The 20093-nt window shown below is 69.8% G+C and carries 16 protein-coding genes; 8 read left to right on the top strand and 8 right to left on the bottom strand.

Annotation, left to right across the window (positions count from 1 at the left end; genetic code table 11):
- Positions 1 to 206 precede the first annotated feature (206 nt).
- From RGI145_RS16780 to RGI145_RS16765, 4 genes are all read left to right on the top strand, one after another.
- On the top strand, positions 207 to 713 hold the full coding sequence (locus RGI145_RS16780) for a MarR family winged helix-turn-helix transcriptional regulator (RefSeq protein ID WP_075799257.1): 507 nt from the start codon (positions 207 to 209) through the stop codon (positions 711 to 713).
- Positions 714 to 734: 21 nt separating this feature from the next.
- Positions 735 to 1922, top strand: coding sequence for an HlyD family secretion protein (locus tag RGI145_RS16775; protein ID WP_167668302.1), 1188 nt, complete (start codon positions 735 to 737; stop codon positions 1920 to 1922).
- Positions 1923 to 1926: 4 nt separating this feature from the next.
- On the top strand, positions 1927 to 3456 hold the full coding sequence (locus tag RGI145_RS16770; RefSeq protein WP_075799256.1) for a DHA2 family efflux MFS transporter permease subunit: 1530 nt from the start codon (positions 1927 to 1929) through the stop codon (positions 3454 to 3456).
- 131 nt (positions 3457 to 3587) lie between these two features.
- Positions 3588 to 4886 (top strand): MFS transporter, encoded by a 1299-nt coding sequence (locus RGI145_RS16765; RefSeq protein ID WP_075799255.1) that lies wholly within the window; start codon positions 3588 to 3590, stop codon positions 4884 to 4886.
- A gap of 79 nt (positions 4887 to 4965) precedes the next feature.
- Here the strand turns inward: RGI145_RS16765 and RGI145_RS16760 are convergent, their stop codons facing one another.
- Positions 4966 to 5316 carry a hypothetical protein gene (locus RGI145_RS16760; RefSeq protein ID WP_075799254.1) on the bottom strand — a complete coding sequence of 117 codons (351 nt, stop codon included), beginning with the start codon at positions 5314 to 5316 and terminating at the stop codon, positions 4966 to 4968.
- Between the two features lie 280 nt (positions 5317 to 5596).
- On the opposite strand from RGI145_RS16760, the gene RGI145_RS16755 reads away from it, so the two are divergent.
- Complete coding sequence (locus tag RGI145_RS16755) at positions 5597 to 6274, top strand: Crp/Fnr family transcriptional regulator (RefSeq protein WP_075799253.1); 678 nt, start codon at positions 5597 to 5599, stop codon at positions 6272 to 6274.
- A 43-nt stretch (positions 6275 to 6317) separates the two neighbouring features.
- On the opposite strand, the gene RGI145_RS16750 is transcribed toward RGI145_RS16755, so the two are convergent.
- The 4 genes from RGI145_RS16750 to RGI145_RS26090 all read right to left on the bottom strand — a co-directional run bounded on the left by RGI145_RS16750 (position 6318) and on the right by RGI145_RS26090 (position 13323).
- Entirely contained in the window at positions 6318 to 7886 is a 1569-nt protein-coding gene (locus tag RGI145_RS16750; RefSeq protein WP_075799252.1) for a GMC family oxidoreductase, read from the bottom strand.
- Position 7887: 1 nt separating this feature from the next.
- Positions 7888 to 9459 carry an ABC transporter substrate-binding protein gene (locus tag RGI145_RS16745; RefSeq protein WP_075799251.1) on the bottom strand — a complete coding sequence of 524 codons (1572 nt, stop codon included), beginning with the start codon at positions 9457 to 9459 and terminating at the stop codon, positions 7888 to 7890.
- 75 nt (positions 9460 to 9534) lie between these two features.
- On the bottom strand, positions 9535 to 11196 hold the full coding sequence (locus RGI145_RS16740) for a Calx-beta domain-containing protein (RefSeq protein WP_075799250.1): 1662 nt from the start codon (positions 11194 to 11196) through the stop codon (positions 9535 to 9537).
- A 282-nt stretch (positions 11197 to 11478) separates the two neighbouring features.
- Entirely contained in the window at positions 11479 to 13323 is a 1845-nt protein-coding gene (locus RGI145_RS26090) for a S9 family peptidase (RefSeq protein WP_261340786.1), read from the bottom strand.
- Positions 13324 to 13429: 106 nt separating this feature from the next.
- Here RGI145_RS26090 and RGI145_RS16730 point away from each other — a divergent pair, with 106 nt between their 5' ends.
- Both RGI145_RS16730 and RGI145_RS16725 read left to right on the top strand, forming a co-directional pair.
- On the top strand, positions 13430 to 13852 hold the full coding sequence (locus tag RGI145_RS16730) for a CopG family transcriptional regulator (RefSeq protein WP_027280717.1): 423 nt from the start codon (positions 13430 to 13432) through the stop codon (positions 13850 to 13852).
- A gap of 92 nt (positions 13853 to 13944) precedes the next feature.
- Complete coding sequence (locus RGI145_RS16725) at positions 13945 to 15186, top strand: extracellular catalytic domain type 1 short-chain-length polyhydroxyalkanoate depolymerase (RefSeq protein WP_075799249.1); 1242 nt, start codon at positions 13945 to 13947, stop codon at positions 15184 to 15186.
- A 107-nt stretch (positions 15187 to 15293) separates the two neighbouring features.
- Here the strand turns inward: RGI145_RS16725 and RGI145_RS16720 are convergent, their stop codons facing one another.
- Together RGI145_RS16720 and RGI145_RS16715 are read right to left on the bottom strand one after the other, a co-directional pair.
- Complete coding sequence (locus tag RGI145_RS16720) at positions 15294 to 16625, bottom strand: MFS transporter (RefSeq protein WP_208863888.1); 1332 nt, start codon at positions 16623 to 16625, stop codon at positions 15294 to 15296.
- A 76-nt stretch (positions 16626 to 16701) separates the two neighbouring features.
- Positions 16702 to 17775, bottom strand: a complete 1074-nt coding sequence (locus tag RGI145_RS16715; RefSeq protein ID WP_261340785.1) for an Ldh family oxidoreductase — start codon at positions 17773 to 17775, stop codon at positions 16702 to 16704.
- 123 nt (positions 17776 to 17898) lie between these two features.
- Here RGI145_RS16715 and RGI145_RS16710 point away from each other — a divergent pair, with 123 nt between their 5' ends.
- A complete protein-coding gene (locus tag RGI145_RS16710) occupies positions 17899 to 18819 on the top strand; it encodes a LysR family transcriptional regulator (protein WP_075799248.1) in 921 nt (306 codons plus the stop codon).
- A gap of 51 nt (positions 18820 to 18870) precedes the next feature.
- Here RGI145_RS16710 and fbaA read toward each other — a convergent pair whose 3' ends face one another.
- Positions 18871 to 19968, bottom strand: a complete 1098-nt coding sequence (gene fbaA / locus RGI145_RS16705; RefSeq protein ID WP_027280715.1) for a class II fructose-bisphosphate aldolase — start codon at positions 19966 to 19968, stop codon at positions 18871 to 18873.
- Between the last annotated feature and the right edge of the window lie 125 nt (positions 19969 to 20093).

Here is a 20093-nt window from a genome sequence, read left to right as displayed (position 1 = left end):
ATGGGGGATTTCCCTCATTCCCGGCACGGAAGCCCCATGGACGCCGCGAGTGTCGTCCTTCGGAATCTCTGTTCACGCGCCCGGCCCGGTCGTCACGACTCTGGGCCCAGATGTCCTCGCCCCGAGGCTCACGCCTTTTCGGCATGGCTGCCCTGAATTTAGTTTCATTCCCTTATAATAAGCAAAGCATACTAAATATCGCCCAGATGCCTGATCCCCAACCCACACTCGGCTTCGTGCTGAACGACGTCGCCCGCTTCCTGCGGCGGCGTTTCGAGCAGAATGCGCGTGCCAGCGGCCTGGAACTGACCCGCGCGCAATGGCAGGCCCTGGCCTGGCTGAGCCGGGGGGAAGGCCTCCAGCAGAACCAGTTGGCGGACCAACTGGAGGTGGAGCCGATCACCCTGGCCCGCCTGCTGGATCGCCTGCAGGCGCAGGGCCTGATCGAACGCCGCCGCCACCCCACCGACCGCCGCGCTTGGCAGCTCTTCCTGACGCCCGCCGCCCATCCCATCGTCGCGCGCATGCACGAGATCGGCGACCGCACCCGGCAGGAGGCGCTGGCCGGGCTGGGCGACGAGGAGCGCGCCGTATTGCTGCGCTCGCTCTCCCTGATGCGGAAGAATCTGATCGCGGCCTGCGAGCGGCCGCCCGAAGCGGTCCCGTCCGAAGACCGCGACCCCGAGAACACGCCGCTGCGCCGCCGGGCCTAAGGCGGCGACCGAGGAAACTCCATGAGCCTGACCACAGCCAGAAACCGGGACGGCGACCGGCCCGCCCCCGCCACGCCGGCCGCGCCACAGCCCTCGGCCCACCCCACGCAGGCGGCCGAGCGCCCGCGGCGCCGCTGGCTGCGGCCTTTCCTCTTCCTGCTGCTGCCGGTCGCGCTGGTCGCGGGCGGCTATCTCTACGTCACCGGCGGGCGGGTGATGTCCACCGAGAATGCCTATGTCCGGGCGGACATGCTGGGTGTCTCCACCGACGTCTCCGGCATCGTGAAGCGGATCGCCGTGCGGCAGAACCAGCCGGTGAAGGCCGGCGACCTGCTCTTCACCCTGGATGACGCTCCCTTCCGCTACGCGCTCGCCCGGGCGGAGGCGCAGCTCGGCATCGTCACCAACGATATCGCCGCCTTGAAGGCCAGCTATCGCGACATGCAGGCGCAGATCGCCCAGGCCCAGGTCGATGTGGATTTCTACAGCCGGGAACAGGATCGCCAGCGCCAGCTCGTGGCGCGGAGCTTCGCCTCGGAGGCCGCGTTCGACCAGGCGCGCCGCAACCTGCAATTCGCGCGGCAGAAGGTCGCATCCCTGAACCAGCAGCTCGGCGGCATCGTCGCCAACCTCGCCGGCGACCCCGATATCGCGCTGGAGCGGCATCCCCGCTACCTGGAGGCCGTGGCGGAACGGGAGGAAGCGGCGCGGCAGCTCGCCCACACCACCGTGCGTGCGCCCATGGACGGCACGGTGACCAACGTCCCCTCCCTCCAGCCCGGCCAGTACCTCGCCGCTGCCACGCCCGCCTTCAGCATCGTGGCCGCCGACCATCTCTGGGTCGATGCCGACCCGAAGGAGACGGAGCTGACCAACGTGGTGCCCGGCCAGGTGGTGACGGTGACGATCGACACCTATCCCGGCGTCGAGTGGCACGGCACGGTGGACAGCATCAACCCCGCCTCCTCCGGCAGCTTCAGCCTCCTGCCGGCGCAGAACAGCAGCGGCAACTGGGTGAAGGTGGTGCAGCGCATCCCCATGCGTGTGCGCATCGAGGACGTCGCCGGCAAGCCGCAGCTCCGCGCGGGGATGAGCGCGGTCATCGCCGTCGATACCGGCAAGCCGCGCGGCCTGCCCAGCTTCGTCCAGGATCTGCTTGGCCCGGAGAAGGCGCCGGGCACCGCGCTCGCCGCCTCGGCCAGCCGGTAGCACCATGGCCCCCGTCGCCAACCGCGGCGCCATCACCGCCTGCGTGATCCTCGCGGTGATCATGCAGGCGCTGGACACCACCATCGCCAATGTGGCGCTGCCCTATATCCAGGGCAGCGTGGCGGCGAGCGCGGACCAGATCAACTGGGTGCTCACCTCCTATATCGTGGCGGCGGCGATCATGACGCCGCCCTCGGGCTGGCTCGCCGGCCGCTTCGGGCGCAAGCGCGTGCTGCTGGCCTCGGTGGCGGGCTTCGTCGCCGCCTCTGTGCTCTGCGGGCTGGCACAGTCGCTGGTGCAGATCGTGGGCTTCCGCCTGCTCCAGGGTTTCTTCGGCGCGGCGCTGGTGCCGCTCTCCCAGTCCATCCTGCTCGACATCTACACGCCGGAGGAACGCGGCTCCGCCATGGCGCTGTTCGGCGTCTCGGTGATGGTCGGGCCGGTGCTGGGTCCGGTGATCGGCGGCTGGCTGACCGACAACCTCTCCTGGCGCTGGGTCTTCTACATCAACGTGCCGCTCGGCGCCCTGGCCTTCCTCGGCATCTCCGCCTTCGTGCAGGAAACCCCGGTGAACCGCGCGGCGCGGCTGGACTGGCTGGGCTTCGGCTCGCTCAGCATCGCCATCGGCGCGCTCCAGCTCGCGCTCGACCGGGGGGAGCAGCTCAACTGGTTCAGCTCGGGCGAGATCATCGTCGAGATGACCATCGCCGCCGCGGCCTTCTACGTCTTCCTCGTGCACACCTTCACGGCGCGCGGCAAGTCCTTCGTCAACCCGCGCCTCTTCCTCGACCGGAATTTCTGCGTCGGCCTGCTCTTCATCTTCGTCGTCGGCATCACCTACCTTGCCTCGCTGGCGCTGATGACGCCCTATCTGCAGACCCTCATGGGCTATCCCGTGGTCACCGCCGGCATCGTCATGGGGCCGCGCGGCGTGGGCACCATGGTCTGCATGTTCCTGGTCGGGCGGCTGATCGGGCGGGTGGACACGCGGCTGCTGCTGGCCACCGGCCTCGGCCTCACCGCCTGGGCCATGTACGACATGACCGGCTGGACCGCCGATGTCTCGCAATGGACCATCGTCTCCACCGGCTTCATCCAGGGCGCGGGGCTGGGCTTCCTCTTCGTGCCGCTGACCACCGTGACCTTCTCGACCCTGCCGGCCGCCTCCCGCCCGGAGGGGACGGGCCTCTACAACCTGTCCCGCAACATCGGCTCGGCGGTGGGCATCTCCCTCGTCACCGCGCTGATCAGCCAGAACACGCAGCAGAACCACGAGGAGATCGGCCGCGCCGTCACCGCCTTCAACGGCGTGCTGCGGCACCCCGCCCTGCGCGCCTTCCTGGACCCGACGACGCTGGACGGCCGCGCCACGCTGGACGGGCTGGTGACGCAGCAGGCGACACTGATCGCCTATATCGACGACTTCAAGCTGCTGATGCTGCTCTCGGTCGCGGTGATGCCGTTGCTGCTCCTGCTGCGCCCGCCACGGGCCTCGTCCGCCCCGGCGGATGACCATGCGATGGTGATGGAGTAGCCGCCAGGGGGGTGCGGGCTGGCCCGGCCGCCACACCCCGCTTTCCGTCCTCCGCGGCGGCTGGTAGCGTCCGCCGCAAGCGCCCCCGAGAGCGCCTCTCCCGCATGTTCCGGGGGCAATGGAGGAAACGCATGGAATCCGTCGAGCAACGGACGATCCGGAAGGTGGCCTGGCGGCTCATCCCCTTCCTGATCCTCTGCTACTTCGTGTCCTATCTGGACCGCGTGAATGTCGGCTTCGCCGGCCCCGCCATGCGGGCCGATCTGGGCCTGTCCGCCACCGCCTTCGGCACGGCGGCGGGCATCTTCTTCCTGGCCTATTTCATCTTCGAGGTGCCGAGCAACCTCGCCCTGAACCGCTTCGGGGCCCGGATGTGGATCGCCCGGATCATGTTCACCTGGGGCCTGCTCTCCGGCGCCCAGGCCTTCGTGACCGGCGAGACCAGCTTCAATGTCGTCCGCGTCCTGCTCGGCGCCGCCGAGGCCGGCTTCTTTCCCGGCGTGATCTTCTACCTGACGCTCTGGTTCCCCTCCGCCTATCGCGGGCGGATCATCGGCTGGTTCATGTTCGCCATTCCCTTCTCCTCGGCCATCGGCTCGCCCATCTCGGGCTACCTGCTGAACATGAACGGGGTCTGGGGCCTGCATGGCTGGCAGTGGATGTTCATCATCGAAGCCATCCCGGCCCTGCTGCTAACCGGCGGCGTGCTCTGGTACCTGACCGACCGCCCGGCGGAAGCGAAGTGGCTGGAGCCGGACGAGAAGGAATGGCTGGACCGCCAGCTCCGCGCCGAGCAGCAGACGCGTGAATCCGTCCATCGCATGGAATGGTGGCAGACCCTGCTGAACCCGCGCGTGCTGGGCTACGGGCTGATCTATCTCGGCCTGGTCTCGCCGCTCTACGCGCTGGGCTTCTTCCAGCCGCAGATCCTCAAGGCGGTGGGCGAGATCTCCAACGTCCAGCTTGGCTTCCTGAACGCCTTCCCCTATGCGGTGGGCGCCATCAGCATGGTGCTCTGGGGCTATTTCTCCGACCGCACCGGAGACCGGAAGTGGAGCACGATCTTCGCCGCGCTCTGCGTCACCGCGGGCCTCATCCTGGCCGCCAGCACGCCGGACCTGACGCTGAAGATCCTGGCGCTGGCGCTGGCCAGCTTCGGCATCTTCTCCGCCCTGCCGATCTTCTGGACCCTGCCGACCGCCGTGCTCAGCGGCACCGCCGCCGCGGCCGGCATCGCCTGGATCAACTCGGTCGGCAATCTCGGCGGCTATTTCGGCCCGCAGGTCTTCGGCATCATCAAGGACCGCACCGGCGCCGACTATTACGGCCTGCTCTTCCTGGCCGCGCTGCCGATCATGTCGATCGTGCTGGTCCTCGTCCTGGGCCACAACCGCGCCCTGGAACGCGCCTCCACCGCCCCGGCGGAATAGTGCCGGGCCGGGGCCGGGGGGTGTCCCCGGCCCCCGCGCCGCGCGGCGACGCCATGAGGGCGGCCCTGGCGGGTCGCCCCTACCGTTCCGCGAAGTCGCGAAGCGGCGCGCGAAGCAGGGTTCCGGGGGTCCTACCGGCACCGGAGCCGGCCTCGCTGAAGTCGGTGGGTGACCCGCCCGGCATGTTCGCCGTCGTGTTCATCTGCCCGGCGATCCGGGCATAGCGCGCGTCGATGTCGCTCGACCCCGTATTGCTGAAATCCGTCGGCGAGGAACCGAGATCGGTCCGCGATGTCCGCTCATAGCGGGCGGAGCCGAAGGTCCGGCTCGAGGCGTCGTTGGAGAAATCCAGGCTCTCGGCCCGCGCAGCCATGTTCCAGAGGGACAGCGTCAGGGCCAGGCCCGTGGCGGCGAGAAGGGTGGTGCGCATGGACGTGGGCTCCCGTGTATGTTGTTGCGACACCCCCATCCTTGCTCTCCCGCGACGGGCCAGGCTGTCCCGCAGAGAACAGTTCGAAATCGAAACATTGAAGCCCGCCGCCCCGGCGCGTTAACATCCTCGTCCTGAGTTCCAGCGACCGGGGCACGGACACGCCTTTCCTTCCGCACGGCTCCGCACCGGCTTTCCCGGCCGGCCGCTTCGCCGGAACATTCCCGGGCAGGGGGCCGCTCCGGCGTGGTTTGCAGACCGCAGCGGGCATGGACGCGTCATGGCATCCCATCCGGATACGCGCCGCCTTCTCGACGGCGTGGCCTTTCTGGCGCTGGTCCCGGCATCCGCGAAGGAGCGGCTGACCGGGATCGCGCGCCCCGTCCACTACCCGTCCGGCCGGGCGCTCTTCCGCCGTGGCGACGCGGGGGAGGGCATGCTGATCGTGCTGGACGGCCTGGTGCGGATACACCTCTCCACGGCCGATGGCCGCGAGCTTTCCCTGGCGCTGGTCGGCCGGGGGGAGCCGATCGGCGAGCTGGCCCTGGTGGATGGCGGCCCGCGCAGCGCCGACGCGACGACCTTCACGCCGGTCTCGGCGCTGCTCATGCGGCATGACGACGTGGCTCCGCTGATCGCCACGGACGTGGCCTTCGCCGGGGCCCTGCTGCGGACCCTGGCCGCCCGCCTGCGGCAGTCGAGCGCGCAGGTCGAGGCGATCGGGCTGCACAGCCTGCGGCAGCGCCTGGCCGCGGTCCTCCTGCGCCTCGCCGCCGTGGAGCCCACGGGCCTCGTCCGGCTGCCCCAGGCGCAGATCGCCTCCCTGGCCGCCGCCACCCGGCCGAGGGTGAACCACCTGCTCACCGAGTTCCGCCAGCAGGGTCTGGTCGAACCCTCGCGCGCCGGGCTGCGCCTGCGCGACCCAGCCCGGCTGCGGCGGATCGCCGAGGAGGCCTGACGCGGATCGCGCGGAAGGGCCGCAACACCGGACGCCGTCCGGATCAGCCCTCCGCCCGCATGCGGCGGGCGAGGTTCTCGCCGATCATGACACAGGTGAAGTGCAGGTTCGCGCGGCAGTCGGTCGGCATGATCGAGGCATCGGCGATGCGCAGCCCGGTGACGCCCTTCACCGTCAGGTCCGGGTTCACCACGCCGCGCGGGTCCTCATAGGCCACCATCCTGCAGGTGCCGGCGGCGTGCTGGATGTCGCCCGCCTCCCGCAGCATCAGCGCGTCCAGCTCGCCATCGGGCAGGGCGGCGGCCTGTACGACGGAAAGCGGGCTCTCGCCGAAGGTGATGCCGTCGCAGAGATCCGCCACGGCGGGCTGCAGGGTGATGCGCGCCAAGCGGCGCACCGCGTCGCGCAGCCGCAGGCGGTCGTCGGGGTGGTCGAGCATGTTCTCCTCGACCACCGGATTGGCCTCCGGATCGGCCGAGACCAGATCCAGCGAGCCGCGCGAGTAGGCGTCGTAGAGCGCCGCGCCGATGGCCCCCTCCGGCCCCGGCTCCGGCGTGATGGCGCCACGGTGGTTGTAGGCGATCATGATCATGTCGCGCTCGCCGCCGCTGCCGAGGTGGCTGCTGTAGGTCAGGCAGCAGTTGGTGTGCCGGGCATCCACGCCCTGGGCGCGGTGCTGCGGCTTCAGCTTTAGCGTGGCGCGCAGGATCGGGTGGTCCATCAGGTTCTGCCCGGTGGCCGGCTGGTCGAACAGCACCGGGATGCCCAGCGCCGCCAGCTTCGCCGCCGGGCCGATGCCGGAGCGCATCAGGATGGCGGGGCTGTGGATCGCCCCGGCGCAGAGCACGATCTCCCGCGCCCGGATCTCCTCCCACGCCCCGCCGCCGAAGCGCACCCGCACGCCCACGGCGCGGCTGCCCTCGAAGAGCACCTTGTCCACCAGGGCCTCGCCGCGGATCTCCAGGTTCGGCCGCCCGCGCGCCGGCTCCAGATAGCCGTCGTTGGTGGTGACGCGCCGGCCGTCGCGGCTGTTGATCGGGTTGCAGGAGATGCCCTCGCCCGTCGGCGCGTTCAGGTCGGCCTTCCAGGGATAGCCCTCGGCCAGACCGGCATCGCGCAGCGCCAGGTCCACCACCCCCCATTGGTCGAAGGGCGCGCGATAGACCGGCAGCGGCCCGCCGCGCCGGACGCCCGGCGCCGTGCCCGTCTCGGCATCGTCCTCGATCCGGTCGAAGAGCGGCAGCACGTCCTCCGCCGCCCAGCCCTCGCAGCCCGCCTCGGCCCAGCCGTCGAAGGCCTGCGGCACGCCGCGGATGGCGATCTGCGCGTTCACCGTGGAGGAGCCGCCCAGCGCCTTGCCGCGCCAGTAGAACTTCGGCTCCTGCGCCCGGGTGCGGCGGGTCATCAGCCCCGGCCACTGCCACTTCGCCTGATAGGCGGGGTCGTGCATGAAAGGGATGATGTTGGCGCTGCGCAGCTCGTGCGGCGCCTCGGCGGAACGCCAGTCTCGCCCCGCCTCCAGCAGCAGCACCTTGCGATGGGAATCCTCGGAAAGCCGCGCGGCCACCGGGGCACCGGCCGAACCGGCGCCCACCACGATCACGTCGTACATGTCAGTTCTTCTCGATGTTCCAGAAGAGCGGGATGGCGGAGGGGATCACGCCGCTCAGATTGGCACGATAGGCCGCTGGCTGCGCGAACTGCCCGAAGGGGATGCCCAGCCCCTGCTCATAGACGATGGCCTGGATCTTCCCCGCGACCTCGCGCTGCGCCTCGCGCGTCGGGGCACGGGCGAATTCGTCGAAGAGCGGCACCAGCCGCTGTTCGCACATGAAGCCCGCCGTGGCGGAATCCGTGCAGTTGAAGTTGATCACCGAATTGGTCAGCGGCGAGGACAGGTCGAGGCCCAGCGCATGCACGCCATAGACGCTCCAGCCCGCGCGCTGGGTGCGGCGGGCCAGCAGCGTCGCCCAGTCGGTGAGCTGCGCATCCACCTTGAACCCCGCCCGCGCCAGGCGGTCGGCCAGGATCTGCGAGGCCACGCGCGGCGCCTCCAGGTCGCTGGCGATCATCACCACGACCGGCGTGCCGTCGTACTTCGTCTCCTTCAGCGCCTTGGCGGCCGCCTCGATCGACGGGTCCTGCAGCAGCTCCGTGCCGACATGCGTCTCGTTGGTCGATCCGCAGATGAAGAAGGCGTCGCAGCTCTGGCCGTAGCGGCTGTCGAGCCCCAGCCCCGCGATCACCTCCTTCTGGTCCACCAGCCGCAGCAGCACGCGGCGGATCGCCGGGTCGTCGAAGGGCTTGGAGGCGGTGTTGATGCGGTAGTGGCCGGTGAACATGTGCGGCCCGCTGAAGTCCAGCACCTTGAGCTGCCGGTCCTTCTCCATCACCGGCAGCAGGTCGAAGGGCGCGTACTGCATGTAGTCGATCTCGCCCTGCTGCAGGGCCGCCGCCGCCGTCGCGCCATCCGGCACCACGCGGATATCCAGCGCATCGACCTTCACCACATGCCCGCCGGCCAGGAAGTCCGCCGGTTCGGAACGCGGGACATAGTCCGGGTTCTTCCGCAGCAGCATCCGGTCGCCCGGCCGGTGATCCGCCTTGCTGTACACGAAGGGGCCGGAACCCACGATCTCCGCGACCTGCGTGCTGCCCGGTGTGTTCGCCGCGATACGCGCCGGCATGATGAAGGGCGTGGGCGAGGAGGTCGTGCCCAGCGAATCGAGCACCAGCCCATAGGGCTCCCGCAGCACGAGCCGGAAGCTTTTCGCGCCCGTCGCCTCCAGCGAGGCCGCCACCTTCAGCAGCCGCCCGCCCAGCGCGCTACGCGAACCCCAGCGCTTCAGCGAGGCGACGGCATCCTCGCCCGTGACCGGTGCGCCGTCATGGAACTTCAGCCCGTCGCGCAGCGTGAAGTCCCAGGTCAGCCTGTCGTCGGAGACGGTCCAGGAGCCGACCATCTGCGGCTGGATATTGCCCTTGCCGTCCGGCGCGAAGAGCGTGTCGAACACCATGTAGCCGAAGGTGCGCGTGATATAGGCACCGATGAAATGCGGATCGAGCGTGACGATCTCCGCTTCCAGCACGGCGTTGATCGTCTTCGCCCTGGCCTCCGGCGCGGCCGAACCGAGTGCGGGTGCCGCCAGCACCGCCGCCAGAAGCGTCCTTCGCCACCATGTCATCGTCCCCGCGCTCCCCTCTGCCCACATGTTCGCGGGCTCTCGCAAGCAAGCATGGTGCCACGGTGCGGGGCGGCGTCAGCCGATCTGGAAATCCATGCAGCCGGCGGTCATCATCGCCTGGTGGAATTCCTGCACCGCACCGTCGAAGCCGATGCTCTCGACATAGAGATTGCGGTCGGTGTCGGGCGTGCCGCAATAGGCGTCGTTGAGGAAGGAGACCGTGACCTGGTGCGGGCCCTCGCCGGCTTCGACCCGGAAGACGAAGCTCTGGCTGTCGCCCGCGGAACGCAGCGCCGTGACGGCCTGTGCCTCCCCGAGCGGCTGGCCGTCGAGATAGGCCACGAAAAGCGCGTCGCCCTTCCAGGCATCCTCCGACAGGGTCAGCACCAGCTCCCTCGCGCAGGGGGCCGGGCCATCGTCCCGGATGATCGCCACGACCTGATCGACCGTGGTGAGAAGGGGAGTGGGAAAGTTGCGGTCGGGTTCCCACAGGCCATAGGCGATGCGCGCGACGAAGCTCTCATCCGCTTCGTGAATCCTGTCGTCGGCCACCGCGACGTCGAAGCTGCGGCGCGTCTCCCCGGCGGCGAAGTCCAGGCTGTAGGTGCTGAAGCCTCCCACGATATCGTCGGCCGAGGCCGGGTGCGCGCCCGCTGCGTCGGCCTGGATGGAAACGCCGACCGTGCCCGCGATGGAAAGATCGCCGCCCACCCGGGTGACGGTGAAGCGGAAGGCCTCGCCGCCGCCCTCCGTCAGGACAGGTGTCGCCGTCGAGATCGCGAGGACCGGCGCGTCGTCATCGGTGATCGAGCCCTCCTGGACGGTGGAATCGCCGAGCGTGGCGCCCACCGGATCGGCCAGGCGCAGCAGGAAGGCGCCGGTCGTCTCGTGCAGCGTGTCGTCCACGACACCGATGGAGACCGTCTTGCTCGTCTCGCCCGGGGCGAAGGTGACGGTTTCTGGCGCCATGTGGTTCGTGAAGTCGTCCGCGCCCGCGAGGTACCGGGATGGCGGTGGGTAGAACTCCAGCGTCACGCTGCTGCTGCCTTCGCCGCTGCTGCGGCTGACGATCGCCTCCAGGCTGTTGTCGAGACCCTCCACGAGATGGGGATTCACCAGGGAAAGACTGAGCACCGGCAGCACCTCCGGCGCCTGGATGAACCAGTCGGCCGACACCGTGCCCGGATCGACATGCGGCAGGGTCAGGACGGAGGCGCCGGCCTGCAGCACGGTCCCGCCGGCGCCATCGGATGTGGCGCTGGCGACCGTGGCCTCGATCCCGGCACCGGCCGGCAACTGGATCGTGTCGCCCTGGCCGAGGGTGACGTGCAGGTCCTGGATCTGCGCCCCATAGGTGACCCATCCGGCATGGGAGTCGATCTGCCTGTACTGGACGGTGAGCTGGTCCACGAGCGTGGACGCGAAGGTGAAGACCCTGTCGCCTTCCGTCGTCGTGCCACTCGTCGTCACGCCATCATGGGTCCAGGAGATCAGGATCTCCTTGGCGTAGAAGCCCGGAAAGCCCGGGTAATAGCCATCGCCGGGATCGGCCACATAGAAGCTTTCGAGACGGAAGGGTTCGCCGGGCGCGTAGGTGCTGCCGACATCGGCGATCGTCACGGCGCGCAGCGGCGAGAAATCCGCGATGACGTCCGACCCGCCCAGCGGCACGAAGATATCGGCCGCCATGGTCCCCGCCAGGAGGTCATTCCCGGTGGTGCCGGTGATCTGGGACATCTGCGTTCCTCCGGTTCGTTTCCTGTCGCGGGCACCAATTCATTCCGCGCGATGCCGCCCGCCAACCCATCGCGCGGGTGCGGCTCCGCGTCTCTCAGGCGCACCGTCGCCCCGGGGGCGGCTGGCACCGTGATCCGGTGAGCCCCGCAGGGCCCATTTCCCGCTTCCAGGGGCCGCCCTTCATTGACTTGCGTCAACGTAACATTGCTAACCCGGAAAAATACCGTGGATGCCCGCCGCAGGCCAGGGATGGAGCTTTCCCTGGCCGCCCTTGGCCCGGGATCAGGCCCGCAGATGCCCGCGCAGGAAGCGCGCCACGGCCTCGTAGATCCGCCGCTTGTTGTCGCGCTTGAGGAAGCCGTGGCCCTCGTCGGGAAAGACCACGTATTCCACCGGCACGCCCCGCGCCTTCAGCGCCGCCACGATCTGCTCGCTCTCATAGGGCGGCACGCGCGGGTCGGTCAGGCCCTGCGCCACCAGCATCGGGCAGGCGATGCGGTCGGCGCGGTGCAGCGGAGAGAGCCGTTCCAGCAGGGCCGCGTCCTTTACCGGATCGCCGTATTCCGCCGCGCGGTGCCCGACGCGCCAGGGGCCGGTGCGCTCGAAGAAGGTCTTCCAGCGGGCGATGCCGTAGTAATCGACACCCGCCGCCCAGAGGCCCGGATATTCCGTCACCGCCGCCAGCACCATCCAGCCGCCATAGCTCTGCCCCATGATGGCGATGCGCGACCCGTCCAGCCCCGGCTGCCCGCCGATCCAGTCATGCGCCGCCGCCAGGTCGCGCACGCTGTCCAGCCGCAACTCGCGGTCGTCCAGCGCCGCATAGGCGCGGCCATAGCCGGTGCTGCCGCGCACATTCGGCACCACCACAGCGATGCCGAGCGAGAGCACGGTCTGCAGGTCCGGCCGCCAGTTCGGCCGCGCCTGCCCCTCTGGCCCGCCATGGACCCAGAGCAGCACGGGCCATCCGCCCTCCGGCGCGCTCCCGGCCGGAAGCGCGAGATAGGCCGGGATCTGCCGCCCGTCGAAGGTGGGGAAGGAGACCGTCTCCCAGTCCCGCATGTCCTCCGGGGCCGGGCTCGCGGCGAAGATCATCCGCGCCGCGCCGCCGCGCTCCGCCAGCCAGATCGTCCCCGGCGCGGTCGGCCGGGCGAGATCGAAGGCCACCGCCCGCCCATCCTTGCGCCAGGTGATCTTGGTGATCACCCCGCGCGGATGCGCCGGCTCCTCCACCACCGCGCCGCTCGCGGCATCCACCAGGCGCAGCCGCGACCAGCCGCCCTCGTTCACCACCACCGCCAGGGTGGACTGGTCGGGCGAGACCTCCATCGCCTCCAGGTCCGCCTCGGGCGCGTAGAGGAAGCGTGGTTCCCCACCCGGTGCCATGAAGGCGGCACCCAGGAAGTCCCGCCCCCGGTCGGTCACCAGCCAGAAGCCGCTGCCATCCCGCTTCCAGCGCGGGAAGAGATGCCGCCAGTCGCCCTCATGCGGCGCCAGCGCTGTCACCGCGCCGCCATCCAGTGGCACGCGCAGAAGATCGTCGGCGAAGGTCCGCGGCGCCACGGCCAGCACCAGCGCCTGTCCGTCCGGCGTCCAGCCGCGCAGCTCGTGCGGCCCCTCGACCTCATGGACCCGCCGCGCCTCCCCGGTCGCAAGGTCGATCACCACCGGATCGGTATGCGCCGGGTCGCGGCTGTTGGCGGTGCAGGCGATCCGCCGCCCATCCGGCGAGAAGGCGCCCCAGCCATGGATGGCCTTCGGATTCGCGGTCAGCGCCCGCGCCTCCCCTTCCGGCGGCAGGGCGTGAAGCTGCACCCGCTCATCCCCCGCCATGTCGCGCCCGAAGACCGCGCCCCCATCCACCGGGCTGCCCGCCACGAAAGCCACCGGGTCGCGATGCGCGCTGCGCGGGCGCGCCTCGCCGCCCCCGGCCGGGATTTCCCAGACCTGCGCCGATCCCCCGGCATCGTTGAGGAAGTACAGCCGTCCATCCGCCGCGAAGGACGGGGCGGTGGCGGCAGGGGCGGCGAGGAGGCGGTCGATCCGCCGGGTCAGCTCGGTCATGGCGACCATTTGCAGCACCGGGATGTCGTCCTGGGAAGCGCCCGCCAGACGCAATGACGTCATGCCGGCAACCGGACGTCATCTGCTGCGCTGCAACAAGGTAGCCCTTGAAGATCCTCGACGCATCGCCAGATACCATCCAACTGGATGGTGAGAGGATGGTACTGAGATGACCGCCGAGATTCACAGCCTGAGGCCGCGCAGCGGCGGCGAGACCGAGAAGATCACGATCAACCTCGGCCCCGTCGATCTCGGCCATATCGACCTGCTGGTCCGGGACGGCTTCTATTCCAACCGGACGGACTTCATCCGCACCGCCATCCGCAACCAGCTGGAGCGCCATGCCGAGGCCACGCGGCAATCGGTGGCGCGGCAGCAGTTCGACCTCGGCACGCGCCATCTCGGCCGGGCGGAGCTGGAACGCCTTCGCGACTCGGGGCAGAGGCTGCGCCTCCACGTCCTGGGCCTGGCCAGCATCGCCGCCGATGTCTCCCCGGAACTCGCCCGCGACACCATCGAGTCGGTCACCGTGCTCGGCGCCTTCCAGGCGAGCGCAGCCGTGAAGGCGGCCCTGGCCGACCGGATGGGCTGAACGCCTTCTCCACGAAACTTCCCAACAACCCCCTTCCCGGACAGGCGGCGGCCCCGGCCGCGCCTTGCCCTGGCCAGGAGAACACAGCCGAGATGACCAGCATCCTACCGCGCGACATCGCCGAGGCCGCGCGCCTCACGCGTGACGGACGGCTCAGCGAGGCGACGGCGCTGCTGCGCCGGCACCTGACGGGCGGGCCAGCCCCCGCCCAGCCGGGCCCATCGGATCCCGCTCAGGCCAGCCCTGGCGGGACGTCCCGCGGATCGCGCCCGGGTGCGTCTTCCCCAGCCTCCTCCCTGGGCTCGTCCCCGATCGGAGGCACAGGGCTGGCCGAGGCCGGAGCCATGGCGAAGCAACTCCTCTCCAACCTGCCCGAGGCCCTGCGCGGCCTGTCGGAGCTGCCCGGCCGCCTGCCCGGCATGCTCCAGGGCGGCCGGTCGGGCCCCGAGGCACCGCAGACCCCGGCTCCCGAGGGCGCGCAGTTCCTTGCCCGCAGCTTCGAAGGCGAAGGCGCCCGCCTCGCCTATCGCCTGTACATCCCCGCCAACCGCGGCACGACGCCCATGCCGCTGGTGGTGATGCTGCATGGCTGCACCCAGTCGGCGGAGGACTTCGCCGCCGGCACACGCATGAACCAGCTCGCCGAGGAGAAGGGCTTCCTCGTCGCCTATCCGGCCCAGTCCGGCAGCGCCAACATGCAGCGCTGCTGGAACTGGTTCCGCCCCGGCGACCAGCAGCGCGATTCCGGCGAGCCCGGCCTGATCGCCGGCATGGTGCGCGAGATCCTGCGCGAGGACGGCGCCGACCCGCGCCGCGTCTATGTCGCAGGGCTTTCGGCCGGCGGCGCGGCGGCAGCGATCCTGGCCGCCCGCTACCCGGATCTCTTCGCCGCGGCCGGCGTGCATTCCGGCCTGGGCTGCGGCGCCGCGCGTGACCTGCCCTCGGCTCTGTCCGCCATGCGCCAGGGCGCGCCCGACCTGCCGAGGCCGCCGGCCGGGGCGGGAGCACGCCTGGTGCCCACCATCGTCTTCCACGCGGATGGCGACAGCACGGTAAGCCCGCGCAACGGCGACCAGATCATCGAGCAGCTGCAGCACAGCCTGCCGGTGGACTGGCGCATGCGGGTGGAGGAAGGCCGCGTGCCCAACGGCCATGCCTGGCGCCGCACGCTCTATGCCGATGGCAGCGGCCGCCACCCGCTGGAGCAATGGCTGGTGCATGGCGGCGGCCATGCCTGGTCCGGCGGCTCGCCCGACGGCTCCTACACCGATCCGAAGGGGCCCGACGCCTCGCGCGAGATGCTGCGCTTCTTCCTGGAGCATCCGCAGCACTGACGGAGGGGCGGATCGGTCCCAAGCGATCAGGCGCTGCAGCTTCATGATGCCCCCCGGGAGAGGCAAAGCCTCTCCCGGGGGGCACGGGCAACGGCGCCGGATTGTCTTCAATCCACGTGCAGCCGCTCGACTTTCCCGAGGATCACGGTGTAGGCGAAGACCCCCACCAGCGACATGAGCGCGCAGAAGCCCAGCGCCCAGTTGAAGGAACCGGTCGCCTTCAGGATGAAGCCGATGACGATCGGCGTGATGATGCTGGAGGCATTGCCGACGAAGCTGATGATGCTGCCCGTCATGCCCACGAGGTTGGAGGGCGCGACCTCCGAGATCACCACCCAGTTGGTGGAAGACATGCCCTGCGCGAAGAAGGCGAAGGACATGATCAGGATCACCAGCATGTTCGAACTGGTGTAGTTCGCCAGCACGATGCTGCCGGTCAGCAGCAGGCCCACCACCATCGGCGCCTTGCGGGCGAAGTTCACGCTGACGCCGCGGCGGATCATGTAGTCGCCCCACCAGCCGCCGAACATCACGCCCACCGCCGCCGCCATGTAGGGGGCGATCGAGGCGCCGCCGGCCTTGAGCATGGTCATGCCGCGCTCATTGACCAGATAGGTCGGGAACCAGGTCAGGAAGAAGTACAGCGTCGTGGTGGCCGCCAGCTTGCCGATGCAGATGCCCCAGACCTGGCGGAAGCGCAGCAGCTTCCCCACCGCCGCCCAGCTGAACGGCGCCCTGGCCGCCTGCGCCGAGGAGAGCGCGCCGCCCTGGCGGATGTAGTCCAGCTCCGCGTTGTTCGCGCGGCGGCTTTCCGAGGGCTCGCGGTAGAACAGGAACCAGATCACGGACCAGAACACGCCGAGCCCGCCGGAGAAGAGGAACACCTCCCGCCAGCCATAGGTGGAGGCGATCCAGAACAACAGCGGCGTCAGCACCGCCGTGCCGACATAGATGCCCATCGAGCAGACACTGCCGGCGACACCGCGCTCGCTCTGCGGGAACCAGGCGGTGACGAGCTTGTTGTTCGCGGGAAAGGACGGCGCCTCTGCCGCGCCGACGCCCATGCGCAGCCCGAACAGCATGCCAAAGCTGCTGGCCGCCGCCTGGAACACCGTCAGCACCGACCAGCCCGCCTGGCAGACGCCATAGGTCATGCGCGTGCCGAAGCGGTCGAGGAAATAGCCGCCCGGCAGTGTCGCGATGATGAAGGCCCAGCCGAAGGCGGAGAAGAGGAAGCCCATGGCCACGGGATCGACCGCGAACTCGCGCGACACCAGCGGCGCCACGATCGACATGTTGGTGCGGTCGAGATAGTTGATGATCGTGCCGACGAAGACGAGGCCCAGCATCAGCCAGCGCGCCCGTGTGGCACGGGGCTGCGGCACCTCGGATGCATTGAGGCGGGACGCGACGATCTGCTCAGCGCCGGTATCCGGCATCTGCTCCTCCTTATGGCTTGGCTTCTTGCGGTCTGGACGTTGTGGTGTCGGAAACCGGCCCCGCCGGGCCGGCCGCTCAGGCGGGCGGCAGGCTGGCCTCCACCCCCAGCCGCCCGGCCCAGTCCCGCAGCGCGGCGGCCGTGCGGGCGGAAAGCGCGACCCCGTCCCGCCGGTGGCGCTCGATGCTGCGTTCGGCCTGTTCGCCCGGCAGCCGCACGGGGCGCGCCGGATCGATCGGCGGATTGGCGTGGCATTGCTCGGCCAGGAAGCCCGTCTGCGCCTCGAAGGCCTCCCGTCCGGCGAAGGCATCCGGATCGATCAGTTGCAGATAGACGCTGGCCCCCCAGCGCGTCGGCGCCTCGCGCCGGCCATGGCCGGACAGCCCCTGCGTCAGCGCCTCCACCATCAGCGCCAGGCCGAAGCCCTTGTGCCCGTATTCCTCGCCGCCCAGCAGCATCAGGCTGCCCCGGTCGTCGGGGCGCTCCATCACCCGCGGGTCGCGCGTCGGCCGACCCGCGCTGTCCAGCAGCCATTCATGCTCGAACAACTCGCCGGCCGCGGCCTTCTCGCGCGTCATGGAGACGGTGGTGATGGAGGCACAGGCATCCACCAGCACGGGCGTCCGCCCGGCGGGAAAGGCGAAGCAGAAAGGATTCGGGCTGAACAGCCCCTGCTTCCCGCCGAAGGGCGCGACGAATTTCGTGTGCGGGCCGGAGGAGGCGATCATCGCGTAGAGGCCCCGTTCGGTGGCCTGCCGGGCCAGGGCCGCGAGGCAGCCGATATGGTGGCTGCGCCGCATCGCCAGGGTGAAGACGCCATGCTGCGGCAGTCGCTCGAAGCCCAGCGCCAGCGCCCGATCCATCAGCCAGAGGCCGGGCAGATAGCCGCCGTCCCAGACCACGGTGCCGCCCAGGTCGCGCACCACCTCCGGCTCGCCGGCACCGGCCATGCCGCCGCCCAGGATCTGCTCCAGATAGGCGGGGCACTGGGCCATGCCATGCGTGTGCCGGCCCATCATGTCGGTCAGCACCAGGATCTCCGCCACCGTCCTCGCCTTCTCCGCCTCCAGCCCGGCGGCGGCGAGGAGCGTGGCCCCGAACCGGGCCAGGGCGTCGGGCATGATGCGGGCCGGCGGTGCGATGGAGTTCAAGCTGACATCCCTCTGACGAAGCATGGCCGGGCCTCTCGGCCCCGCCTGTTGCATCATCTATAAGACTCCATCCGATGCATCAGGCTGCTTGATTGGGGATCGGATGATGCTCATTCTGCATCGGTGATCACCCTGGACCAGTTGCGCTGCTTCCTGGCCGTGGCCGAGGAGATGAACTTCCGGCGTGCGGCGCTGCGGCTGAACATGACCCAGCCGCCCCTGAGCCGGCAGATCCAGGCCCTGGAGCACGGCATCGGCACGTTGCTGATCGACCGCAGCCGCCGCGCCATCCGCCTGACCCCGGCCGGGCAGAGCTTCCTGCGCTCGGCGCGGCGGATCCTGGAGGATGTGGCGGGCGCGGCCCAGGATGCGTGCCGGATCGCCAGCGGCGATGCGGGGCAGCTTACCCTCGCCTTCACCGCCGCCTCCAGCTACGTCTTCCTGCCGCGCCTCGTGACCCTGCTGCGGCAGAGGCTGCCCGCCATCAATCTCGTGCTGCGGGAGATGACAACGCCGCAGCAACTCGCCGCCCTGCAGGGGGACCAGATCGATCTCGGCCTGCTGCGCCCCCCGGTGACGCTGCCTGGGATGCGAGCGATGCGCGTGTATCGCGAGCCGCTGGTGCTGGCGCTCCCGTCAGGGCATCGGCTGGCGCAGGCGGGGGCGATTCGCCTCGGGGAGCTGGCCGCCGAGACGCTGATCACCTATCCGCCAGTGGAAGGACCTTATCTTTATGGGCTGGTGGACGGCCTGCTGCGCGTGGCCGGCGTAACGCCGGCGGCCGTGCAGTACGTGACGCAGACCCACTCCATCATGGCGCTGGTCGGCGCGGGGCTGGGGGTGGCGCTGCTGCCGCAGTCGGCCGAACGCTTCTGCCCGCCCGATATCACCTTCCACTCTCTGGTGGAGGAGGAACGGGCCAGCGCGGAGTTGATGCTGGCCTGGCGGACCGGGAGCGCGAATCCCCTCGTGCCCGTGCTGCGGGCGCTGCTGGCGGCGGATCCGCAGATCGCAGCCTCAGGCGGAGGCACCGCCTCCGCCTGAGGCTGCCCCGGCACGCTCGCGCGGCCGGGGGAAGGCGGTTGGGGAGTGGCGTCAGCCCGCGATGCTCTTGCCCTTGGAGCCAAGGTCGGCGAAGGCTTCCTCCAGCCGGGCAACGATGCCGAGCTCGCCCGCGCGCAGCCACTTCCGCGGGTCATAGAGCTTCTTGTACGGCTTGCCGGTCTCCGGATCGACCTGGAACTCGAAGGCCTTCGGGTTCGCCTTCACGTAGTCGCCCACCGGCTTGGCGAAGGCGAACTGCGTGTCCGTGTCGATGTTCATCTTGAACACGCCATAGCTCACCGCCTCGTGGATCTTCTCCTTCTCGGAGCCCGATCCGCCGTGGAAGACGAGGTTCAGCGGCTTGTCGCCGCCGCCATGGCGCTCGGACACCAGCGCCTGCGAGGACTTCAGGATCTCCGGCCGCAGCTTCACGTTGCCCGGCGCATAGACGCCATGGACGTTGCCGAAGGAGGCCGCCACGGTGAAGTGGCCCAGCGGGCTCAGCTTCTCATAGGCATAGAGCACGTCCTCGGGCTGGGTGTAGAGATGCGCGTTGTCGGCGGACTCCTCCAGCTCGTGGCCGATGCCGTCCTCCTCGCCGCCGGTCACGCCCAGCTCGATCTCCAGGCTCATGCCCATCGGCGCCATGCGCTTCAGCACGCGCACGCATTCCTCGACATTCGGCTCCAGCGCCTCTTCCGAGAGGTCGAGCATGTGCGAGGAGAAGAGCGGCTTGCCGGCCTTGGCGAAATGCGCCTCGCTGTGGTCGATCAGCGCATCGACCCAGGGCACCAGCTTGCGATCGGCATGGTCGGTGTGCAGCACCACGCAGATGCCGTACTGCTCGGCCAGCAGGTGCACGTGCTGCGCGGCGGACACGGCGCCCAGGACGCGCGCCTTGGCGGCATCGGGGCAGCCCTCGCCGGCCATGAAGCGGGCGCCGCCGTTGGAAAGCTGGATGATGACGTCCGACTTGTTCTTCGCGGCGGCTTCCATCACCGCGTTGATGCTGTCGCTACCGACCACGTTCACCGCGGGCAGGGCATAGCCGCCGGCCTTGCAGGCCGCGACCAGTGTCGCATAGTCCTTGCCGGAAACGACACCCGGCTTCAGGCGGGTGGCCGGGTTCAGGGTCGCTGCATCACTCATGGGATATCCCTTCGGCGGACAGTTCTGCCGGTCCTTGTAGCATGCTGCGATGCCCAGGCGACGGGGGCAGGGCCCGGAATATCCGCGAAAAACCCTTCCCCAACGGGGATGTCAGGAGGCGGAAA

The sequence above is a fragment of the Roseomonas gilardii genome (assembly GCF_001941945.1).
Classification (GTDB): Bacteria; Pseudomonadota; Alphaproteobacteria; order Acetobacterales; family Acetobacteraceae; genus Roseomonas.
Note: the sequence above shows the minus strand (reverse complement) of the source record. Positions and strands in the feature narration are given on the sequence as shown.